The sequence below is a fragment of the Rhodococcus sp. P14 genome (assembly GCF_000256505.1).
Classification (GTDB): domain Bacteria; phylum Actinomycetota; class Actinomycetes; order Mycobacteriales; family Mycobacteriaceae; genus Rhodococcus; species Rhodococcus ruber.
On record NZ_AJFC01000308.1, the window covers coordinates 1 to 19423 of the forward strand.

The 19423-nt window shown below is 65.9% G+C and carries 19 protein-coding genes; 8 read left to right on the forward strand and 11 right to left on the reverse strand.

Features of this window, described 5'->3' with window-relative positions:
* Positions 1 to 219: 219 nt before the first annotated feature.
* From OEY_RS0121855 to OEY_RS0121900, 10 genes are all read right to left on the reverse strand, one after another.
* Positions 220 to 885, reverse strand: coding sequence for an MFS transporter (locus OEY_RS0121855; RefSeq protein WP_157180007.1), 666 nt, complete (start codon positions 883 to 885; stop codon positions 220 to 222).
* Between the two features lie 186 nt (positions 886 to 1071).
* Positions 1072 to 1908 (reverse strand): mycofactocin-coupled SDR family oxidoreductase, encoded by an 837-nt coding sequence (locus OEY_RS0121860; RefSeq protein ID WP_010595899.1) that lies wholly within the window; start codon positions 1906 to 1908, stop codon positions 1072 to 1074.
* 80 nt (positions 1909 to 1988) lie between these two features.
* On the reverse strand, positions 1989 to 2606 hold the full coding sequence (locus OEY_RS0121865; RefSeq protein ID WP_010595900.1) for a nuclear transport factor 2 family protein: 618 nt from the start codon (positions 2604 to 2606) through the stop codon (positions 1989 to 1991).
* Between the two features lie 29 nt (positions 2607 to 2635).
* On the reverse strand, positions 2636 to 3190 hold the full coding sequence (locus OEY_RS0121870; RefSeq protein WP_010595901.1) for a VOC family protein: 555 nt from the start codon (positions 3188 to 3190) through the stop codon (positions 2636 to 2638).
* A gap of 92 nt (positions 3191 to 3282) precedes the next feature.
* Positions 3283 to 4590, reverse strand: coding sequence for an MFS transporter (locus OEY_RS0121875; protein ID WP_010595902.1), 1308 nt, complete (start codon positions 4588 to 4590; stop codon positions 3283 to 3285).
* A gap of 364 nt (positions 4591 to 4954) precedes the next feature.
* Positions 4955 to 5878 carry an SDR family NAD(P)-dependent oxidoreductase gene (locus tag OEY_RS0121880; RefSeq protein WP_010595903.1) on the reverse strand — a complete coding sequence of 308 codons (924 nt, stop codon included), beginning with the start codon at positions 5876 to 5878 and terminating at the stop codon, positions 4955 to 4957.
* Between the two features lie 216 nt (positions 5879 to 6094).
* Positions 6095 to 7060 carry an SMP-30/gluconolactonase/LRE family protein gene (locus OEY_RS0121885; RefSeq protein WP_010595904.1) on the reverse strand — a complete coding sequence of 322 codons (966 nt, stop codon included), beginning with the start codon at positions 7058 to 7060 and terminating at the stop codon, positions 6095 to 6097.
* A 115-nt stretch (positions 7061 to 7175) separates the two neighbouring features.
* Positions 7176 to 7919, reverse strand: a complete 744-nt coding sequence (locus OEY_RS0121890; protein WP_029540158.1) for an SDR family NAD(P)-dependent oxidoreductase — start codon at positions 7917 to 7919, stop codon at positions 7176 to 7178.
* Positions 7920 to 8027: 108 nt separating this feature from the next.
* Positions 8028 to 9665 (reverse strand): flavin-containing monooxygenase, encoded by a 1638-nt coding sequence (locus tag OEY_RS0121895; RefSeq protein ID WP_010595906.1) that lies wholly within the window; start codon positions 9663 to 9665, stop codon positions 8028 to 8030.
* Between the two features lie 171 nt (positions 9666 to 9836).
* The gene (locus OEY_RS0121900) at positions 9837 to 10973 is read right to left on the reverse strand and encodes an acyl-CoA dehydrogenase family protein (RefSeq protein WP_010595907.1); all 1137 of its coding nucleotides are present in this window, start codon (positions 10971 to 10973) and stop codon (positions 9837 to 9839) included.
* A 153-nt stretch (positions 10974 to 11126) separates the two neighbouring features.
* On the opposite strand from OEY_RS0121900, the gene OEY_RS0121905 reads away from it, so the two are divergent.
* The 4 genes from OEY_RS0121905 to OEY_RS0121920 are packed head-to-tail and all read left to right on the forward strand — an operon-like array spanning position 11127 to position 15721.
* Positions 11127 to 12302, forward strand: coding sequence for a CaiB/BaiF CoA transferase family protein (locus OEY_RS0121905; protein ID WP_010595908.1), 1176 nt, complete (start codon positions 11127 to 11129; stop codon positions 12300 to 12302).
* A 17-nt stretch (positions 12303 to 12319) separates the two neighbouring features.
* Positions 12320 to 14053 (forward strand): class I adenylate-forming enzyme family protein, encoded by a 1734-nt coding sequence (locus tag OEY_RS0121910; protein WP_010595909.1) that lies wholly within the window; start codon positions 12320 to 12322, stop codon positions 14051 to 14053.
* A gap of 2 nt (positions 14054 to 14055) precedes the next feature.
* Complete coding sequence (locus tag OEY_RS0121915; RefSeq protein WP_043805674.1) at positions 14056 to 15240, forward strand: NAD(P)/FAD-dependent oxidoreductase; 1185 nt, start codon at positions 14056 to 14058, stop codon at positions 15238 to 15240.
* Positions 15241 to 15268: 28 nt separating this feature from the next.
* Positions 15269 to 15721 carry a nuclear transport factor 2 family protein gene (locus OEY_RS0121920; protein ID WP_010595911.1) on the forward strand — a complete coding sequence of 151 codons (453 nt, stop codon included), beginning with the start codon at positions 15269 to 15271 and terminating at the stop codon, positions 15719 to 15721.
* Here OEY_RS0121920 and OEY_RS0121925 read toward each other — a convergent pair.
* Positions 15718 to 16338 (reverse strand): TetR/AcrR family transcriptional regulator, encoded by a 621-nt coding sequence (locus OEY_RS0121925; protein WP_010595912.1) that lies wholly within the window; start codon positions 16336 to 16338, stop codon positions 15718 to 15720. The two genes, OEY_RS0121920 and OEY_RS0121925, sit on opposite strands and share 4 nt — an antisense overlap.
* 176 nt (positions 16339 to 16514) lie before the next feature.
* Here OEY_RS0121925 and camK point away from each other — a divergent pair, with 176 nt between their 5' ends.
* The 4 genes from camK to OEY_RS0121945 are packed head-to-tail and all read left to right on the forward strand — an operon-like array spanning position 16515 to position 19413.
* Entirely contained in the window at positions 16515 to 17288 is a 774-nt protein-coding gene (camK, locus tag OEY_RS0121930; protein WP_010595913.1) for a 6-oxocamphor hydrolase, read from the forward strand.
* Positions 17285 to 17788 carry a MaoC/PaaZ C-terminal domain-containing protein gene (locus OEY_RS0121935; RefSeq protein WP_010595914.1) on the forward strand — a complete coding sequence of 168 codons (504 nt, stop codon included), beginning with the start codon at positions 17285 to 17287 and terminating at the stop codon, positions 17786 to 17788. Before camK ends, OEY_RS0121935 begins: the two co-directional genes overlap by 4 nt.
* Positions 17789 to 17791: 3 nt before the next feature.
* Positions 17792 to 19018, forward strand: coding sequence for a thiolase family protein (locus OEY_RS0121940; protein WP_029540159.1), 1227 nt, complete (start codon positions 17792 to 17794; stop codon positions 19016 to 19018).
* Positions 19019 to 19026: 8 nt separating this feature from the next.
* On the forward strand, positions 19027 to 19413 hold the full coding sequence (locus OEY_RS0121945) for a Zn-ribbon domain-containing OB-fold protein (protein WP_006942967.1): 387 nt from the start codon (positions 19027 to 19029) through the stop codon (positions 19411 to 19413).
* The last annotated feature ends 10 nt before the right edge of the window (positions 19414 to 19423 follow it).

Here is a 19423-nt window from a genome sequence, read left to right on the forward strand (position 1 = left end):
ACAGGCACAGGCGGCAACGACGAACGAGACGGACGCGATGTCCAGGCCGGCAGGGGGAGCGGCGATCACCGCGAAGGCCGTGGCGCCGCCCAACGCCACGTTGCCGGCCAGGACCCCGGTCATCATCACCACCAGAGGGACGCAACGACACCTTCTCCGGAGCAGCGGCCGGGACGGAACGCGTCCGTTGCGGTTGTGCCTCGCGTAGCCACACTGCGATCAGCGCGGCGGCCAGACCCCCGATGCCGATGGCAGGCCGCCACCGAGCAATTCCTCCAGCACCGGCGCGGTCGCTCCGGCCACCATCAGCGCCGCCACCGGACTGGCGCTTGCCGCCGCGAACGCAAGTGCGCGTCGTTGGACGCGCACACCGGACGTGATCACCACGTTCACGGCGGGTGTGGCCAAGGCCGGAGCGAGTCCGACCACCGCGAGGGCGAGTACCAAACCCGCACCGGAGTGCGCAGCCCACGTGAAGACGAGACTCAGGGCGAACGCACCGAGGCCGGCGGCGCGCAGTGCTCTCACGGCGCCCCATCGGTCTGCGAGTACGGCCATCGGATACGCGGCAACGGACGCCACCAGCCGATAGCCGGAGAACGCGAAGCCGAGGACAGCTTCGTCGAGGTGCAGCTCGGATCGGATGGTCTCGCTCATCGCGCTGACCAGAAAGCTGGGCAGAATGCGCATGGTGTTCAGGGCGATCGCGTCCACTATGTGTCTGCTACGAATGCTCGCCGGCGACTCCACCGATGCCGGAGCGTCGTCCGTGCTGCCCTCGATCAGGATTTCTTCTCGCGCCTGTGCGGGGCTTCCGCCCTCTTCGTCCAACTCGTCGTCCTTTTCACGACGGTGAGTCAGGCCCGCATACAGGGTCTGCCTCACCCGGTCCCGCCGGCGGAGCTGGGGCTTGCGAGCGCCGCCGGCGGGACGCTCCGCGCTGTCGGGCTCGATCTCGGCGCAGTGACTCATCGCCCGTGGTGGAGGCGGGCGTGGCTGTCTCGCCGTCGCTCGCGGACACACCCCGAGATCACGAGGACCGCGGGTTGCCCGCACGCAGGGTCTGCCGCCTCAGTTGTACTTTCCGAGATAGCCCGCATCGACGGGGATGGTGGCGCCGGTGACGTACTTCGCATCGTCCGACGCCAACCATGCGACCGCACCCGCGATCGCCTCCGGCTCCATCCAGGGCACCGGCAGCAGGTTCATGGCGGTGAAGGTGGCACCGAAGTCGTCGAACGTGGGATTCTCCACTCCCGGTGCGAAAGCGGACCAGATCGCGTCGTTCTGGATCATCTTCGTGTCGACGGAGCTGGGGTGGATGGTGTTGACGCGAATGAACTGGGGGGCGAACTCGTTCGCCAAGGTCCGCATGAGGCCGACGACGGCGTGCTTGCCCATGTTGTAGTGCACCTGGTTGGGGAAGCCTCGCATCCCGGCGGTCGAACTGATGATGATCACCGAGCCGCCGCGGCCGCCGTCGACGATGTGGGGGAGGGCGGCACGACAGGTGTTGTAGGGGCCGTGCATCTGTACATCGATCATCTCGTGGTACATCTGTTCGGGCATGTCGAGGAAGGGAGAGCTGGACCAGATCCCGGCGTTGGCCACGACGATGTCCAGGCGGCCGAACTCCGCGACGCCGGCGTCGACGGCGGTGCGCAGAGAGTCGAGGTCCCGCACGTCTGCCGTTCGCGTCATGATCCGTCCGCCGGCTTTGTCGACGAGCCGGGCGGTTTCGGCGAGGTCGTCCTGGGTCGCCAGGTCGTACGGGACGCTCGCCATGTTCGCGCAGAGATCGACGGCGATGATGTTCGCGCCCTCCTCGGCCAGGCGCACGGCGTGTGCGCGTCCCTGCCCGCGGCCGGCTCCGGTGATGAAGGCGACCTTGTCCTGCAGTCTGTTCATGTGGATCCCTCCTGGGACGATTGCTCGATGGGTGGTGTTGTTGTGAGACTGATCTGGGTGGTGACGGCGTCGTCGGCGGCTCAGCCGCCGAGGCGTGAGGGATCGATGGTCAGCGGACGCTGATAGGAGATGTCCGACCGGTCTCGGCGAGGCTGGGGACCCGTCCGCATGAGGGTCTTCGTCCGTTCCGGAAGGTTCTTCACCACTGTCATCGCGGCCTGGTCGAGTTGGTCGGGGATCGAGTCGAGCGGTGCCCAGTCCCGGATGCAGGCGCGCGCGGCGATCGCCCAGTGGCCGTCGCGTTTTTCGAATCGGTCGAGGTAGCGGCCACCGCTCATGGTCAGGGGTGTTCCCTCACGGTTGAGCCCGACGAACATGTAGTACGTCTCGGTGTGGGCGACATCGCCGTCGAGCTCGCAGGTGATGTTGAAGATGGCATGTTGGTGGGACAGGTGGGTCCGGGTGTGCATGTCGATCGCCCAGTCGGCGAACTCCTCCGGGCTTCCGACGAAGACGCCGTGGTCGTCGATGGCGTCGGGATGGTAAACCGACAGCAGCAATTCGCGATCGAGCCGGTCCACCGCCCGTGAATAGGTCATCAGGCAGTCGCGGATGCTCTGCCTGTCCTGCAGCTCTCGAACCGAGGCGGCCAGCTCGGTCACGGACGGGGTCTTCTCGATCTCGGGATTGGCGGTCATCACTGCTCCTTGTCGTCCAGCGGGGCGCATCAGGCGATCGGGTGGTCCTCGCGTACACAGGCGATGTAGTCCCGCCACACGATGCGGCCGGCGAGGACGTCCTCGCAGGTGTAATCCTGGGTAGGGGTGTCCCACCGCAGATCGGTACTGACGAACTGGAGCAGCGCTCCGAACGTGACTCGAGGCGAGAGGAACGTTTCGCTCCAGGCCGATAGGCGGGTGTCGGTGTCGATGGGTTCGCACCCGTCGGTGCGCAGGGCCTCGACCGTGCGCGGGATGTCGTCGACCAGGAACGTCATGTGGTGAAAACCCGGACCGCGGCGGCGCATCGCTTCGGAGATGAGCGAATCGCTGCGCAGCGGCTGCATCAGTTCCAGTTTGAACCCGGGTAGCATCCAGTGCGTCAGCCGGATCCCGGTCTCGTCGTTGTCCCCGCCGCACAGGAACGTCCCGCCGATCACGTCACGGAAAAACGTTGCGGCGTCGGCCATCGACGAGACCGCGAAGGCGACGTGATCAACCTTGGTGATCCGCTCGGCGGTCCGGCCGCCACAGACCGTGGGATCGTCACCTGTCGAGGACATCGTGGTTCCTTCCGTCGAGTTGTGGGGATCGAGTGCTGTGCCGGTTATTCCGGGGCGGGCTCTGCGGATCGTCTGGCCCGAGGACGTGTCGCCTACCGGACGGCCGTACGCGATTCCGTGTCCAGAGTCTGCGCCGCCTCGTGTAGCGCGGCTGCGTCCGCGAGTTCGGCGGTGAACTGGGTACGGGTGATCGACCACAGACGCAGAGCGGCCAGGGCCGAGATCGCGAGCGGGATCGAGGCCGCCAGGAAGATGTACTTGGGGGCAACGGATTCGGAGGCGTAGCCGGCCAGGATCGGGGTGATGATCGCGCCGATACGGCTGATACCGACCATCAGGCCGTAACCCCGAGCGCGGGCGAGCGCCGGGTACATCGGTGGTGCCATGGCGGTGTAGGAGGACACGGACACGAACACAGCCAGTCCGAGTGCGGTGGCCATGACGAGGGCGAGGGGTCCGCCCATGGTGACGGTGAACAGCACCAGGCTGACCACGGCCAGGCTCAGTGCCATCCAGGCGATACGGGTGGCGAGGAATCTCAGGCCGATGAGCCCGAAGACGATCGATCCGGCGAGGCTGCCGATGCTGATGATCGTGCCGGCGATGGCGCCGTCCTGGGTGCTGCCGCTGGCGTCGGCGATCAGCTGCGGCGTCCAGGTGCCGACGAAGTAATACGCCGCGGTGAGGAAGGCGTAGCCGATCCACAGCAGTACGGTGCGCTCGCGCAGTTCGGCGCTGAGCACCCGAGGCTTGCTGGGGGCGGGGGGAGCGACGGTGGTCGACGACTGCGGTTGCTGCTCGGTGGGGGTGTAATCCAGGCCCAGTTTCGTCGCGATGCGAGCGACCTTGTCCTGTGCCCCCGGCTTGTCGGTGGTCAGCAGGAAGGTCAGGGTCTCGGGCAGCAGCGCGGCGACCAGGACGAGTCCGAGGAAGCTGACGGCGGCCCCCACCCAGAACATCGCCTGCCATGCCCCGCCGAAGATCGACATGAGGGACACGCCGGTAAGGCCGGCGAGGGTGCTGCCCAAGGGAAATCCGACGGTGACGATGCCGATGGCGAAATTGCGGCGCGCGGCCGAGGAGTACTCCTGGGCCACCACGATCATGGTGGCGCTGATGACGCCGACACCGATGCCGGTGAGGAAGCGGCCGCCGAGCATGACCGCAGAGTTCGGTGCCAGGGCGGTCGTGACCATCGAGACGATGTTCAGGGTCAGGCCCGCCAGGATCAGAAGGCGCCGGCCGTAGCGATCCGCCAGAGGAGCGACGAAGATCGCCCCCGCCGCCATGCCGAGGAGTCCGGCACTGATCAGGTATCCCTTTTCGCTGGGGGCGGCGAAGTCTGCCGGGAGATGAGGCAGCACGAAGCCCATGGCGAAGAAATCGAAGCCGTCGAGCATGTTGCAAAACATGCACAAGACAACGATGAGCCACTGATAAGGCCTCATCGTCGTTGAATTGATCTTGCTGATGACATCCATACCTTCTGCTCCCTCGTGGAACGGTGACGGGATGATGGCGTCCCACCCAGGGCAGCGCCGTGCCCGCCGGCTCGGCGGGCACTAGGTCGGTAGCTGCGGGCGGGTGGGTGGGACCGACGGGACGGTGACCTCGATCGAGGTGCGCCCTGACGTTCCGTGCCCGGACGGATTCGTCCTGGACGACGGTGCTTCCACCGTGGCGGGCATCAGTGAGTCGGACCGACGCCATGAAAAACGATTGATTGTTTTCTGCGTCACACTGTGCGCTCCCACTCGGGGAATGTCAAGAAGTTTCAAAGCGATCCGTCGGCTCGGTCACCGTCCCGGAGCGGATCTCGGCGGTTCCGGACGGTGGGGTTCGAAGAGGCTCCTGCCCTTCGGTCATCGTGCCCAGCACCTCCCGGACGAGAGCGGCCAGGTCGTGAGCCCATACGGAGGTCAGACCGCCATCGACGGTGAGAGTTTGGCCGGTGACGAATCCGGAGCGGTCACCAGCGAGGAACACAGCCACGTCGGCGATGTCCTGGACTGTGCCGGCACGACCGAGTGGGTGCAACTCGCCCAGCCGTGGGGCCAGTCGGTCGAGGAACTCGTCGTGGCGTTCGGGGCCGAGGCGGGTGGCCTGGGCGAGGATGGGGGTCAGGATGACACCGGGGGTGATGACGTTGGAGCGAATTGCGTAGCGGCCCAGTTCGCGGGAGGCGGCGCGGGCGATCTGCTCGATTCCGGCCTTGACGGCCGAGTAGGACACCGATCCGATGCCGGCCAGTGTCGTGGCGATACTCGATATCGAGACGATGCTGCCGCTGGTGCCCTGGGCCTTCATGCGCTGCCCGGCATGCTTGTGCCCCAGCAACACCGATCGTAGTAACAGATCGCTGGTGCGGGTGAAGGAGTCGGCGTCGACGTCGAGCAGGCGACCCTGGTCGCCGAGTGCGCCGGCGTTGTTGACCATGATGTCGATCCGGCCGAACGTGTCGACCGCGGCGGCAACGAGAGCCTGGATGTCGGTCTCGCAGGTGACGTCGGTGTGGTGGAACACGATCGAACCGGGATGGGTGTCGGCTACTTCGGCGCCGCGGTGGTCATCGATGTCTCCGACGAGCACCACGGCGCCGTTGTCGACGAACGCTTCGGTGACGGCGCGGCCGATCCCGCCCGCGCCACCGGTGACGACGGCGACCTTGCCGTTCAGTTCTCTGCTCACGAATCTCTTTCCGATCACTCGGTCCCGCAGAACCGCCCGTATGGGCGATGTCGGCCCCCGACGGCCGGTGGCGGATCGACGGTGCGACCTACTCGCCGACGACGATCGATTCGGTGGGACAGTCGTCGGTGCCGCGACGGGGCTCCTCTACCGACCCCATCACCCCAGTTCACAGGCGCGCGAACAGCAGGAACCACAAAACCTGAGCCGAGGGCCTCATCGCCAATGCTCCATGGGCATTCCCGCTACCGGAGACCGCAACACCTGCACCTCTCGATTGCCGAGCCCACCCAGATAGAGTGTCTTCAGATCCGGTCCTCCGAAAGCGATGCTGGACAGGTTGGACACACGAGACCCACGGCTGTGCGAAATCTGATCCCAGGTCAGGCGTCGCTCGGCATGGGCCGAGGCGATCGCGTCCAGCTCACTGCGATCGACGTCTTCGAACACGACGGTCCAGGTCATATCCGGTGCGATGCGGATCAGGCGGTTGGAGATGACGCAGACGATCCAGAGCGCGCCCTCCGCATCGAATGCCATGCCATCGGGGTAGGTGTCACCTGGGTAGGTGATCCGGACGGGATTACTCAACAGGCCGTCTGCCGCAACGTCGTACCGGGTGGTGCGGCAGGCAAAGGTCTCGTTGACGAAAAGGTACTTGCCGTCGGGCGAGAGCCGTAGTTCGTTCGTCCAGTTCAGCCCCTCTGCCGCAACGGTGACGTTGCCATCGTGCACCAGCAGGATCTGCCCGGTGTTCTCTTCCGCGGTGAAGTGGTCGTGCTTGCGTCCCAACGAGCTGATGGTGATCCAGGCCCGGTCACCGTCCACCAGCACGAAATTGGTGCGCGGTACAGCGGTCCCGTCGAGCTCGGTCGCGAAGGGGCGGACCGCACCACGCCGTCCGACCCGCCAGACGCCCCCCGCCCTACCCATGTTGGCGAACAGGAAGTCATCGTCTGCAGTCAGCGCGATGCCGTTCGGCCGGAAGCCCTGCGCAATCAGATCTGCCTCGACGGCGGGGCCGGTGGTCCCGTCGGGCGCGATCCGCGCGATACCCAGCGTCCAATCGCCGGTGTAGAGCGAGCCATCGCTTGCTGCCAGCACGCATTCCGGCCGGTTCAGGCCACCGCCGATCTGCGTGAGATTCGCCGGCAGGAACGGCTCGATCTCGGTCAGTCCCATGTGTCTTCTTCTTTCATGATTGCAATGGGTTGCAAACCCGGATCAGCTAGCGATAATCCAGCGTCTCCGACCGCATATCCATCGTCGCGGGGCGCACCCGACACGCCATCGCCGATCAGAGCGCCAGGTAACCACCGTCGACAGGGATCGTGACTCCCGTCACATAGGACGACATGTCGGAGGCGAGGAACAGTGCGGGACCGGCAATCTCCTCGGTCTCGCCGACGCGACCCAGTGGTAGCCGTTGAAGGAACTTTTCGCCCGCCTCGCCATCGACCGTCATCAAGTCACTCTTGATCCGGCCCGGTGCCAGTCCGTTGGCCCGGCCCCCCGTCGGTCCGAGCGTGCGCGCGAAATACTGGACCAGTGAACGGACGGCCGCCTTGGAGGCGCCGTAGGCGGCGCTTGATCTCGGCGCCGTGAACCCGGCAATCGACGAGAGGAAAATCACGCTTGCGCCAGCGTGCTTCAGCGCGGGCAGCAGCGCAATGGTGATGTCCCACTGTGCGGTGAGGTTCACGTCGATGACCTGATCCCACTTTTCCGCCTGATCGGGGTCGTTCGGCCTGATACGGGGCGCGATGCCCGCATTGTTGACCAGAACATCGATTTTTCCGTACTGGTCCAGTACGCGACCGCCAAAGGCCGTGACGCCCTCACGGTCGCTTATGTCCAGTTGCTCGGCAGAGGCCGAACCGCCCGAGGCCTTGATACTTGCAACGACGACATCGGCTGCCTCCTTGTTCCTGTCAACCACGAGGACATGGGCACCTTCGGCTGCCAGAGTGGTTGAGATGGCAGAACCCAAGCCGCGTCCGCCTCCGGTCACCACCGTCGTCTTACCGGAAAGTCGAGTCATTGGCTATGCTCCTTTTTGTTTAGATCACTTGGCCAGTGCTGCAGATTCGATGATTCTTCTTTGCGCACTCAGCGCCCTTGCTTCGCTATGAGCCGAGGCGTCGCAGGATCAGGACATGATGTATCCCTTGTAGCCGTTGCGGGTTACGTCCTCGCAGTACGCCCGGAACCTGGGATTGCCACCAACGAACAGCAACACCTCGCGCTTGTCGCGTCCTTCGATGTTCTTGTTGATCCCGGTGAACCAGGAGTTGGTCTGGCCCAGCAGCAGCTTGCCCAGCAACTTGGTGCAGTAGAGCGTATAGTTTTCGGCCGCGGCAAGATCGGGCTCGATGCGCTGGATGCCGGTTTCCTTCGCATGGGCCATCATGTCGCTCAGCCAATCGACAGCGAGTGCCGAACAGCGTGGAATGTTGCAGAAGGTGGCGCCGCTCTGCGGCCCGACCAGCAGGAAGAAATTGGGGAATCCGGGGCACTGCATGCCCATGTAGGTGGTGACGCCGTCAGCCCATGCGTCTTTCAGGGCAACGCCGTCCGTGCCGCGAATGTCGATGCGATTCCACGCTCCCTTGACCGCGTCGAAGCCGGTGGCATAGATGATGACGTCGAACTCGTGCAAGTCATCGGTGGTCTGGATGCCCTCGGGCGTGATTTCGGTAATCGGCGTCGTGTTCAGATCGACAACCGAGACATTATCCTGGTTGTAGACCTCGTAATAGTTGGTCTCGAGCGGAACTCGCTTCATCCCGAAACCATGATCCTTGGGTATCAGCAGTTCAGCGACACGGGGATCCTTGACCCGTTCACGGATCTTCTGCGCTACGAAATCCGAGACGTATTTGTTGGCCGCAGGGTCGGACAGGACATCTTGATACGCGCCGAGCCACAGTGAGAAGCCCGGCCCCTGGTACAGTTCCTCCAGCTTGGCGTCGCGCTCCTCTTCCGGAACATCGAACAGGTTTTCCGGAATGAATTCGTGTGGGAAGCCGGCGATGGACGCATCGCATTTGGCGGTGAACTCGTTGTAGTGCGATTTGATGTAGTCCATCCGCTCCTGCGTCATGGGACCGTTGCCCAGCGGGGTGCACCAGTTCGGTGAGCGCAGGAAAACCGTGAGGCTCTTCGCCACCTTGCCCATCTCCTGAATCACCTGTACACCGGTCGATCCCAAGCCGATCACGGCGACGCGCTTGTCGGAGAAGTCCAGCTTGGCCGGACCGAACCCGTTGGGGTCGCGCGGCCAGTTCGCCGTGTGATAGCTCTCGCCCTTGAAGGTGTTGATGCCGGGCACGTTGGGCATCTGGGGCGCAGACAGCGGTCCGAGGGCCGAGAAAACGAAGCGTGCCGTCACCGGCGCGCGATACTGCTGTTCGAATTCGAGTGTCCAGGAGTTGCTCTCGTCGTCGAACACCGCCTTGTTGACCCTGGCGTTGAAGATGTAGTCCTTGCGGATGTCCATGATCTCGGCCGCGCGATGGATGTACTCGAGCACTTCCGGTTGGGCGGCGAAACGTTCGGACCAGTTCCACTCCTGCATGAGCTGTTCGTTCCAGAAGTAGCCGTACACTTCGCTCTCCGAGTCGATGCGGGCGCCCGGATAGCGGTTGTGGTGCCATACACCGCCGATGTCGTCCGACCCTTCGACGCCCAGGACGGAGTAGCCCATCTCGCGCAGTCGATAGGTCTGGTACAGACCGGTCAATCCCGCGCCGATCACCACTGCGTCGAAATCGGGTTTTTTCGTCATTGCACTTCCTCTCGTTGGCCTGGTGGCGAGCGTTCCGGGCGGCCGAACAGGCGAGCCGCTTCGCTGCGTCGATCGAGCCCCAGACAATAACAATCGTTTGTTTTTACTTCGCCGCACCTGTCCGCGGATATGTGTCACGCGTATGGGGCTTGCAGGGGAGTTCGAGGCCGGTCAGAGCCCCATCTGCTTGGCGATGATGCTGTGCTGGATCTCGTTGGTGCCGCCGCCGACCATGCCGTGCTTGGCCTCGCGGAAGTAGCGCTCCATGTCGTACTCGGGCAGCGTGGCGTAACCGCCGAGGGCCTGCATGCCGTTGGTGGCCACCTGGAAGGCGGTCTTGGCGGCGAAAACCTTGGCGATCGAGACCTCCTTGAGCGCCTTCTCCCCGCGGGCGAGCTTGGTGGCGGCGCTGTAGACCAGTAGGCGCGCGGCCTCGACCTCGCACTCGTCCTCGGCCATGCGGTGCTTGAGCACCTGGAAGGACGACAGTGGCCGGCCGAACTGGGTGCGGTCCTTGGTGTAGCGGATGGTGTCGTCGAGGGCGGTGCGGGCGTTGCCGACGTAGGTGGCTGCCAGGCTCAGGCGCTCCCATTCGAGGTGGCTGCCGACGACGGTCCAGCCGTCGCCCGGCTGGCCGATGATGTTCTCCACTGGGACCCGGGCGTCGGTGAAGAAGATCTCCGTCGTGCCGAGGCTGCGGCGGACGATGGTGTCGAGTTTGCGGACGTCGACGCCCTCGGTGGTGTTGGGCACCAGGATCATGCTCAGACCCTTGTGCTTGTCCTCGGACGTGCGGGCCATGACGGCGATGACGGTGCCCGGGAGGTGGGCTCCGGAGCAGAACACCTTGTTGCCGTTGATGATCCACGAGTCACCGTCCTGGACGGCGCGGGTGCGCAGGCCGGCGGCATCGGAACCGGCATTGGGTTCGGTAATGGAGATGCTGAACTTGATCTTGCCTTCCATGAAGTCCGGCAGGTACTTCTGGCGCTGCTCGTCGGTGCCGTGGAACGCAATGTTGGTGGCGGTGAACATCGAGGTCATGATCGCCGCGGCGAAGTCGAGGCTGTACTTGGCGATGGCTTCGCAGAAGATCGCGTACATCACTGGATCGGCTTCGAGGCCGCCGTACTGCTCCGGGATGAGCAACCCGAGCCATCCGCGCTCGGCAATCTTCCGGTACGCCTCCTCCGGGAACGCGCGGGCCTCGTCGTGCTTGCGGATGTACTCGATCCCGACCTCACGCTCCATGAAGGCGTGGACGGTCTCGTACCACATCTGCTGCTCGTCGGTGAAACGGAAATCCATGGGTACTCCTGGGGTGTGACGGGGATGGCATGCGGAGGACGCTGTGCTCTTGACCACCTTAACCGCATCTGATAGCAATAAACAAGTGATTGTTTTTCAGCACCGTCCGCCCCGGTGTTCTCAGTCGGGCACCATGGAAAGATGTGAGCGTAGATGGGTCTGCAACACACGTACCAGGGCATCCGAGTCCTCGACCTCAGCGAGAACATCGCCGGTCCGCTCGCGTGCATGATCATGGCCGACCTCGGCGCCGACGTGATCAAGATCGAACGTGCCGTCGGCGGCGATTCCACTCGGCTGCTCCCGCCGCAACGGGAAGGCACCGGAACGGTGTTTTCCACAGTCAACCGCAACAAGCGCAGCGTCGCCCTCGACCTCGCAACCGGGCAGGGGCGAGACGCCGTCCTGCGCCTCGCCCGCGACGTCGATGTGGTGGTCGAGTCGTTCCGGCCCGGTGTCGCCGAGCGACTGGGCCTGGGATTCGACGACGTCACCGCCGTCAACGACCGAGTGATCTACTGTTCGATCAGCGCTTTCGGCCGCGGGCAACTCGGCCATGACCGTCCCGGTTACGACGCGCTGGTGCAAGCCTTCACCGGGATCATGAGCTTGACCGGCAGTCCCGAAGGCCGCCCGGCCCGCACCGCCCCCTCCGTCGTCGACATCTCCACCGGGATGTGGGCCGGCATGTCGATCATGGCCGCGCTGGCCAACCGGCCCCGTCAGGACGGTCCGGTCCGCCTCGAATCCACCCTGATCGACAGCGGCCTGTTCATGATGTGCCACCAGATCATCGGCCTCGTGGCCGCCGACTTCCACCCGCAACGACTGGGATCGGCCGCCCCCAGCACCGCGCCCTACCAGGAGTTCCCCACCTCCGACGGATCGATCATGGTCGCCGCCGCCACCGACCGACTCTTCCGGAAACTCTGCTCGGCAATGGAAGCCGCGGAACTCGCCGACGATCCGCGATTCGCGACCGTCGCCGATCGGGTGCACCACCGCGAGGACCTCACCACCGAACTCGAGAAGGTGTTCGTCACCCAATCGTCCGGCTACTGGCTCGAGCGCATCGCAGCCGTCGGGGTGCCGGTCGGTCCCGTCCATTCCCTCGAGGAGGCCCTCGCCCACCCGTTGACCAAGGAACGCGCACTGGTGGTCGACGACCCCGCTGCCGCACAGGTGCGCCTGCCGCTCGACCGAGACCGCGACCTGCCGCTCGTCTCACCACCGCCGCTCGGCCAGCACACCGAGGACATCCTCCGTGAGGCCGGCTTCGCCCCCGAAGAGATCCGTGCCCTCGTGTCCGCCGAGAACACCCTCCCGTGAACCGGAGACCTGCCGAGATGAATCCTGACACGCCGACCGAGCGCCGCTCGGCGCTGGAGCAGCGGTACGCCCCGTGGCGGCCGCGTACCACCGCCCAACTGTTCGACGAGGCCGCCGCCGAGTACCCCGAGCGTCCCTTCGTCCTGACCGACGACCGCACCTACACCTATACCGACATGCACCGGTGGACTATTCGACTCGCCGCCGGACTGATGGCGGTCGGTGTGCGTCCCGGCGACCATGTCGCCGTGGACATGGCGAACTTCGCCGACTTCATCGCCCTCAAGCTGGCCATCGCCCGGATCGGCGCGGTCTCCGTCGCGGTCAACTACCTGCTTCGGCACGAAGAACTCGCCTACGTGCTGCGCCAGTCCGATGCGAGCGTGCTGATCACAATGGACGAGTTCAGAGGGCTCGACTATCTGGACTGCCTCGACCGGATCGCTCCGGGCTGGGAGGACAACGGCGGGGGAGAGGCCCTGCCCCGGCTGCGGCACGTCTTCGTCCGTGCCGTGACCTCGGACCATCCCCGCCGCGGCGCCCCGCTGTCCTGCCTCGAGGCCGCCGGCGCCTCGATCCCCGACGAGCAGGTGCTCGCGGTCACTCGCGGGGTCGGCGCGCGGACCGTCTCGGACATCCTGTACACGTCCGGGACCACGGGCAAACCCAAGGGGGTCATGCTCGTTCATGATGCGGTGACCCGCACCGCTTACAGCTCGGCCTACACGCGGGCCTTCCAGGACGGGCGGCGCATCGGCTACGCCCTGCCGATGTACCACGTCTTCGGCTACATCGAGGCGATGGTGGCGGTGATGTTCGTCGGTGGTGCCGTGGTACCACAGGTGACGTTCGATCCGGCGGCCATGCTCGCGTCGGTCTCACGCCACGCCATCGACGAACTCATCTGCGTGCCGACTATGACCTCCCGGCTGCTCGACGCGGCCGCCGAGGGAACCTACGACCTCTCGCCCCTGTCGACGATGTTCTCCTCGGGCACCGCCCACAGCCCGGAGATGTGGCAGCGCATGCTCGACGTGCTCGGCGTCGAGGAACTGTTCACCGCGTACGGGCAGAGTGAGACCACCGCGTCGACGATGTGCACGCTGCCGGGAGACGCGCTGATCCGGTTCCAGACCACCAACGGCACCGTCAAACCCGCCGGCGCCGCCGGCGACCGCGACCTCGGCGCTGCCGTGGCGGTGTACAAGGTGATCGCGACCGACACCGGCGCCGATCTGCCGGTGGGAGAGATCGGTGAGCTCGTGGTGCGAGGCCCGGCGGTCACCCCCGGGTACTACAACAAGCCCGCCGAGACCGCGGCGCTGTTCACCGCGGACGGATGGATGCGCACCGGCGACCTCGGTCGCCTCGACGCAGACGGTTACCTCACGCTGACCGGTCGGATCAAGGAGTCGTACCGCTGCGGTGGTGAGCTGGTGCTCCCGTCGGAGATCGAGGCCGTGCTCAACCGCCACGAGGCGGTGAAGGCGGCGCACGTGGTCGGCGTCCCGCACGAGCGCATGGGCGAAGTCGGATGTGCCTTCGTCGTGCCTGCCGACGGCGCCTCGATCCAAGAAGACGAGTTGATCGCCTATTGCCGCGATCTGCTCGCCCGATTCAAGGTGCCGGCCCATGTCCTGGTGGTCGCCGAGCACGAGCTTCCGGTCACCGTGACAGGCCGGGTGCAGAAGTTCCGCCTGGTGCAGCGGGCGACCCAAGTGCTGGCCCAACGCGTCGAAACGGTGAGATGACCATGGCCCCACCCTCCAACGACATCGTCATCGTCGGCGGTGGCCTGGCCGCCGTGCGGGCCGCGCAGGGGCTGCGGACCCTGGGCTACGACGGGCCGATCCGTCTGTATTCGAACGAGTCCGAACCGCCGTACGACCGTCCGCCGCTGTCGAAGGACTTTCTGACCGGTGAACTCGACACCGACGGCCTGCAGTTGCTCCACGACAAGGCCCTGGCGAGACTCGACCTCGAGATCCATCTGGATTCGGAAGTCGTCGCGCTCGATCCGGCCTGTCGCCGTCTGACCCTTGCCGACGGCACCACCGTGCCCTACGGGCGCCTCGTGGTGGCCACCGGGGCGCAGGCCCGCCGATTGCCGGGGTTGTCGCCCTCAGCGCGCATCCATTACCTGCGTACCGTCGACGATGCCCGTGCGCTACGCACGGCGTTGGCCGACGCCTCCCGGATCACGGTGGTCGGAACCGGCTTCATCGGGCTCGAGGTGGCCTCGTCGGCCCGCCACCTCGGTCTCGAGGTCGACGTCGTGGCCGCCGACGAAGGACCGATGATCGGCCTCGTCGGTCGCCGGCTGTCCCGGTGGCTGGCAGAGCTGCACACCGCGCACGGGGTGCGCCTGACCAATTCGGTCGTGGTGTCGTCGGTGGACGAGTCCGCCACGGGGGTGACTCTGACCCTCGACGACGGCACCTGCCGCTCCTCGGACATCGTGGCCGTGGGGGTGGGCGTCAGCCGCGAGTTGCAGTGGTTGCGCGAGGCCGGGCTCGAGGTGGACCGCGGCCTGGTGTGCGACGTCGACGGCCGCACCAGCGATCCGTTCGTCTTCGGTGTCGGGGACATCGTGTGCATGCACGTCGGTGCCGAGCACGAGGACCTGCAGCACTGGACGGCCGCCGCCGACAGCGCCCGCCGCACCGCCCACGCGTTGATGGAGGCCGAGCGCTCCCACGACCCGGGCGACGGGTTCTTCTGGACCGAGCAACACGGCCACCGATTGCAGTTCGTCGGTGCCGGCGGTACCGACGCCGAAGTGGACGTGCTCAGTGGATCGATGGACGAGGGGAAGTTCGTCGCGCACCTGCGCTGCGGGAGCACCGTCACCGGGGTGTTCGCCTCCAACAGTCCCCGCGAATTCCTCGAGGCGCGTCTGGCCTTTCAGAAGCAGGTCGCGGCCGGCGCCGTCGGCTGACGGCGATTCTCACGATCAGGAGGTGCCTGTGAGCATCGATATCGAACGTACCCTCCCCGTAGCGGACCGGGTGGCGATCACCGAGTTGTACGCGCGCTACTCGACGTCTTTCGACACCGGGGACGTCCCAGGATGCATCGAATTGTTCACCGAGGACGGCACATTCACCGTCACGGGGCGGCAACCGGTGGAGGGCAAGAAGGCACTGGCGCAGTTCTTCGCCGCCGCGACCCAACGGTCCGCCGGTACCCATCACTTCGTCAGCAACATCCTGGTGGAGACGGTGTCCACGGATCGGGCGCGGGGCAGCGCGCACGTGCTGGCACTGCGGGTCGACGGCGAGACCGTGCGTCTGGTCGCCCTGGGGCGGTACCGCGACGAGTTCGTCAAGGTCGACGGCCGCTGGCTGATGCACACTCGGTGCGTCGACTCCGGTGTGCCGGACTCGCTCGTCGGGGCCGTCGTCGTCCGGCCCGACTAGGTGTGGGCTGCGCCGTGGCCGACGCGTACGCTCGCCAGCACGATCTCGGCCACGCCCGCGCCGACCCCTTCTGCCGGTTCCGAGCCGTCCGCGGGCAACCATTCCGGGCACCAGTTCACCATGCCGAGGACGGCGCGTACGGCGGTCGCACGATCGAGGTCGGGGGCGAATTCGCCGGCCGCTACCCCGGCGTCGATGATGTCCCGGAGGCGGTGTTCGTAGGCGTAGCGCTTGGCCACGATCCGGGTGCGCTCCGGCGGTTGGATGTGGCGCCACTGGTGGTAGACGACTCGGGCGCGGTTGACGTCTTCGGCCACGACCCGCACGTGGGCCTCGACGAAATGCCGCAGTTGTTCGGTCGGAGTGCCGGGCAACTCGGCCACGGCGTCGAGGTACTGGTCGATGCCGCTCTCGACGAGGTGGACCAGCATCGTGTGCTTGCTGTCGATGTGGGCGTACACGCTGCCCGGCTGGATTCCCAGCGCCTCGCCGAGATCCCGCACGGAGGTACCGGCATAGCCTTGCCGGCTGAACAGGCGCACCGCTGCCGCCATGAGCCGTTCCTGCTTGGTCGGTTTCTTCGGTGCCGAAGCGCGGGCACGGGACTGCCGGGGCATGGCGCCTCCTTTCGAATGGGTGGCCGTGCAGTGCGGACACCACGGCATGACAGCTGATTGTTCTCTACCCGGTTTCCGACGAGTACAGCGGTCTTGTTACCGGCCTCACCTGATGTTACAGTCAAAAAACAAATGATTGTTCACCGCTCCTCGGTGACTCGAACGGAGGAAGTTCGATGAAGCAATTGGCCACCCCCTTCCAGGAGTACTCACAGAAGTACGAGAACGTCCGCCTCGAACGGGACGGTGGCGTTCTCCTGGTCACCGTCCACACCGAGGGCAAGAGCCTGGTGTGGACCTCCACCGCACACGACGAGTTGGCCTACTGCTTCCACGACATCGCGTGCGACCGGGAGAACAAGGTCGTCATCCTCACCGGCACCGGCTCCTCGTTCTGCAACGAGATCGACTTCACCTCGTTCAACCTCGGCACCCCGCACGACTGGGACGAGATCATCTTCGAAGGCCAGCGCCTGCTCAGCAACCTGCTGAGCATCGAGGTGCCGGTCATCGCGGCGGTCAACGGACCGGTGACCAACCACCCGGAGATCCCGGTCATGTCGGACATCGTCCTCGCCGCCGAGTCGGCCACCTTCCAGGACGGACCGCACTTCCCGTCGGGCATCGTGCCCGGCGACGGTGCCCACGTGGTGTGGCCGCACGTGCTGGGCTCGAACCGTGGACGCTACTTCCTGCTGACCGGCCAGGAGCTCGACGCCCGCACCGCCCTCGACTACGGCGCGGTCAACGAGGTCCATACCGAACAGGAGTTGCTGCCCCGCGCCTGGGAACTCGCCCGCGGTATCGCCGAGAAACCGCTCCTGGCCCGCCGGTATGCCCGCAAGGTGCTGACCCGTCAGCTGCGGCGGGTCATGGAAGCCGACCTGAGTCTCGGCCTCGCGCACGAAGCGCTCGCCGCCATCGATCTGGGAATGGAGTCCGAACAGTGACCAGCACAGCACCCTCGACCGCAGCCGAGGCGGGGACCTTTCACGTCGACCGCTACTTCGAGGACTTCCCGGTCGGCACGGTCTGTGTCACCGGTGGCCGCACCGTGGACATGTCCGACATCTCGATGTTCGCCGGCCTGACCGGCGACCACTATCCCCTGCACACCGACGAGCAGTACGCCAGCCGAACCCAGTTCGGCACCCGAATCGCGCACGGGCCCTTCACCTTCTGTATCGCGGTGGGTCTGGTGGCCCTGGCCGGCTTCTATGGTGAAGCCATCGTCGCGATGCGCGAGGTCCAGTCGATCCGTGCCCTCAAGCCGGTGCGTCCCGGCGACACCGTGCACGTCCGGGTCGAAGTGGTGGCTGCCGAACCCGCACGAAAGCCCGACCAGGGCATCCTCTCCCTCGATTACACAGTGGTCAACCAGCACGACGAGACGGTGATGACCGTTCGAATGGTGCTGCTGGCCAAGCGACGTAGCCCCTTGGAAGGCTGACACATGACACTCTCTGCGACAGATCTCGGTTTCAACCCCATGGCGGGAAACCCCCTCGAAGCAGCTTTCGTGGGCATCGCCGAAATCCCCTCCGGGCGCTACCCGAACCGCCCCTTCATCGGCTCCCTCGTCGAGGTCGCGGTCGCCGCGGTCCACGACGCCGGCCTGCAGATCTCCGACATCGACACGGTGCTGCTGATCCCGTGCCTGCACTCCGCGGACGATCAGGCCGACCTCATCTTCTCCCGGGTGGTGGAGGAACTCGGCCTGCACGGCCGCGCCAAGGCCAGCGCCATGCTGCACTCCGGCGGATCGACCAGCGACAACATCACCCGTACCGCCGCCGGCCTGATCGCCAGCGGACAGGCCAAGAACGTACTGGTGGTCCAGGCCGACAAGTGGGGCTCGGCCCCCGTCGCGGACATGGTCGACATGCTCAGTGGCTACGGTATCCCCCGCGAATGGGAGCGCCCCACCGGCCTGACCTTCAACGCGGTCGGCGCCCTGATCACCCAGCGATACATGGCCGCCTCCGGCTCGACTCCGGAAGAGATGGCCGCGGTGTGTGTCGCCCTGCGCCAGTGGGCTCGCCTCAACCCCAACGCGATGTACAAGGACAAGGACCTGACCGTCGAGCAGGTACTCGGCTCGAAGATGGTGTGCGATCCCATCCACGCCATGGAGTGCCCCATGCTCGCCGACGGCGCCACCGCGTACGTGATGACCAGCACCGAAAACGCTCGGAAGACGCACGACCGGTGGGTCCGGATCGCCGGCTCCGGCGGCTGCGTGTCGCACTACAGCATCGGTCAGGAGAACGACCTGGCCACCATGGGATGGCGGCGCGCCGGCGAATTCGCCTACGAACAGGCAGGCTGGGGCCCCGACGACGCCGACATCGCGCAGGTCTACGACTCCTACGCGGCCGTGCTGACCATCGGCCTCGAAGGCCTGGGCCTGTGCAAACTGCACGAGGGCGCCCGGCTGTTCGCCGCCGGGGAGTTCTCACCCGGCGGCCGCCTGCCGGTCAACACCAACGGTGGTCTGCTCTCGGCCGGGCACACCGGCGTCGGCGGCGGCACCGCCCTGCTGGTGGAGGGCATCCGCCAGCTCCTCGGCCGCGCCGAGGACGCCCGCCAGATTTCCGATTGCCGACGTGCCGTCTGCGGCGGTTCCGGCGGCACCTACATGGACAGCCAGGTGCTCCTGCTCGAGCGCGTGGACAAGTGAGGGACGACATGACGACTTCTCTGACCGACGAGTACTACGCCGCGCTGAGCCGAGGCGAACTGGTGATCCAGCAGTGCGGTGGATGCCACAACCCCATCATGTACCCGAAGTACGTGTGCCCCTCCTGCGGCAGCACCGATCTCGGATGGACGCCCACTCCCGGCGCGGGACAGCTGCACAGTTTCGCGATTCAGCGAGTGGGGGCTCCAACCGGATTCGAGGACGACCTGCCGTACGCGGTCGGCGTGGTCAAGCTCGACGAGGGCGTCCAGCTCCTCGCCCGTCTCCGTCCCGATGCGAACGGCGGCTGGGACGCCTATCGCTGCGACATGCGGGTCCAGTTCGACACCACCCCGGACGAAGGCCGCCATATCGCCTGGTTCCGGGCGGAATAGGAAGCCGGTG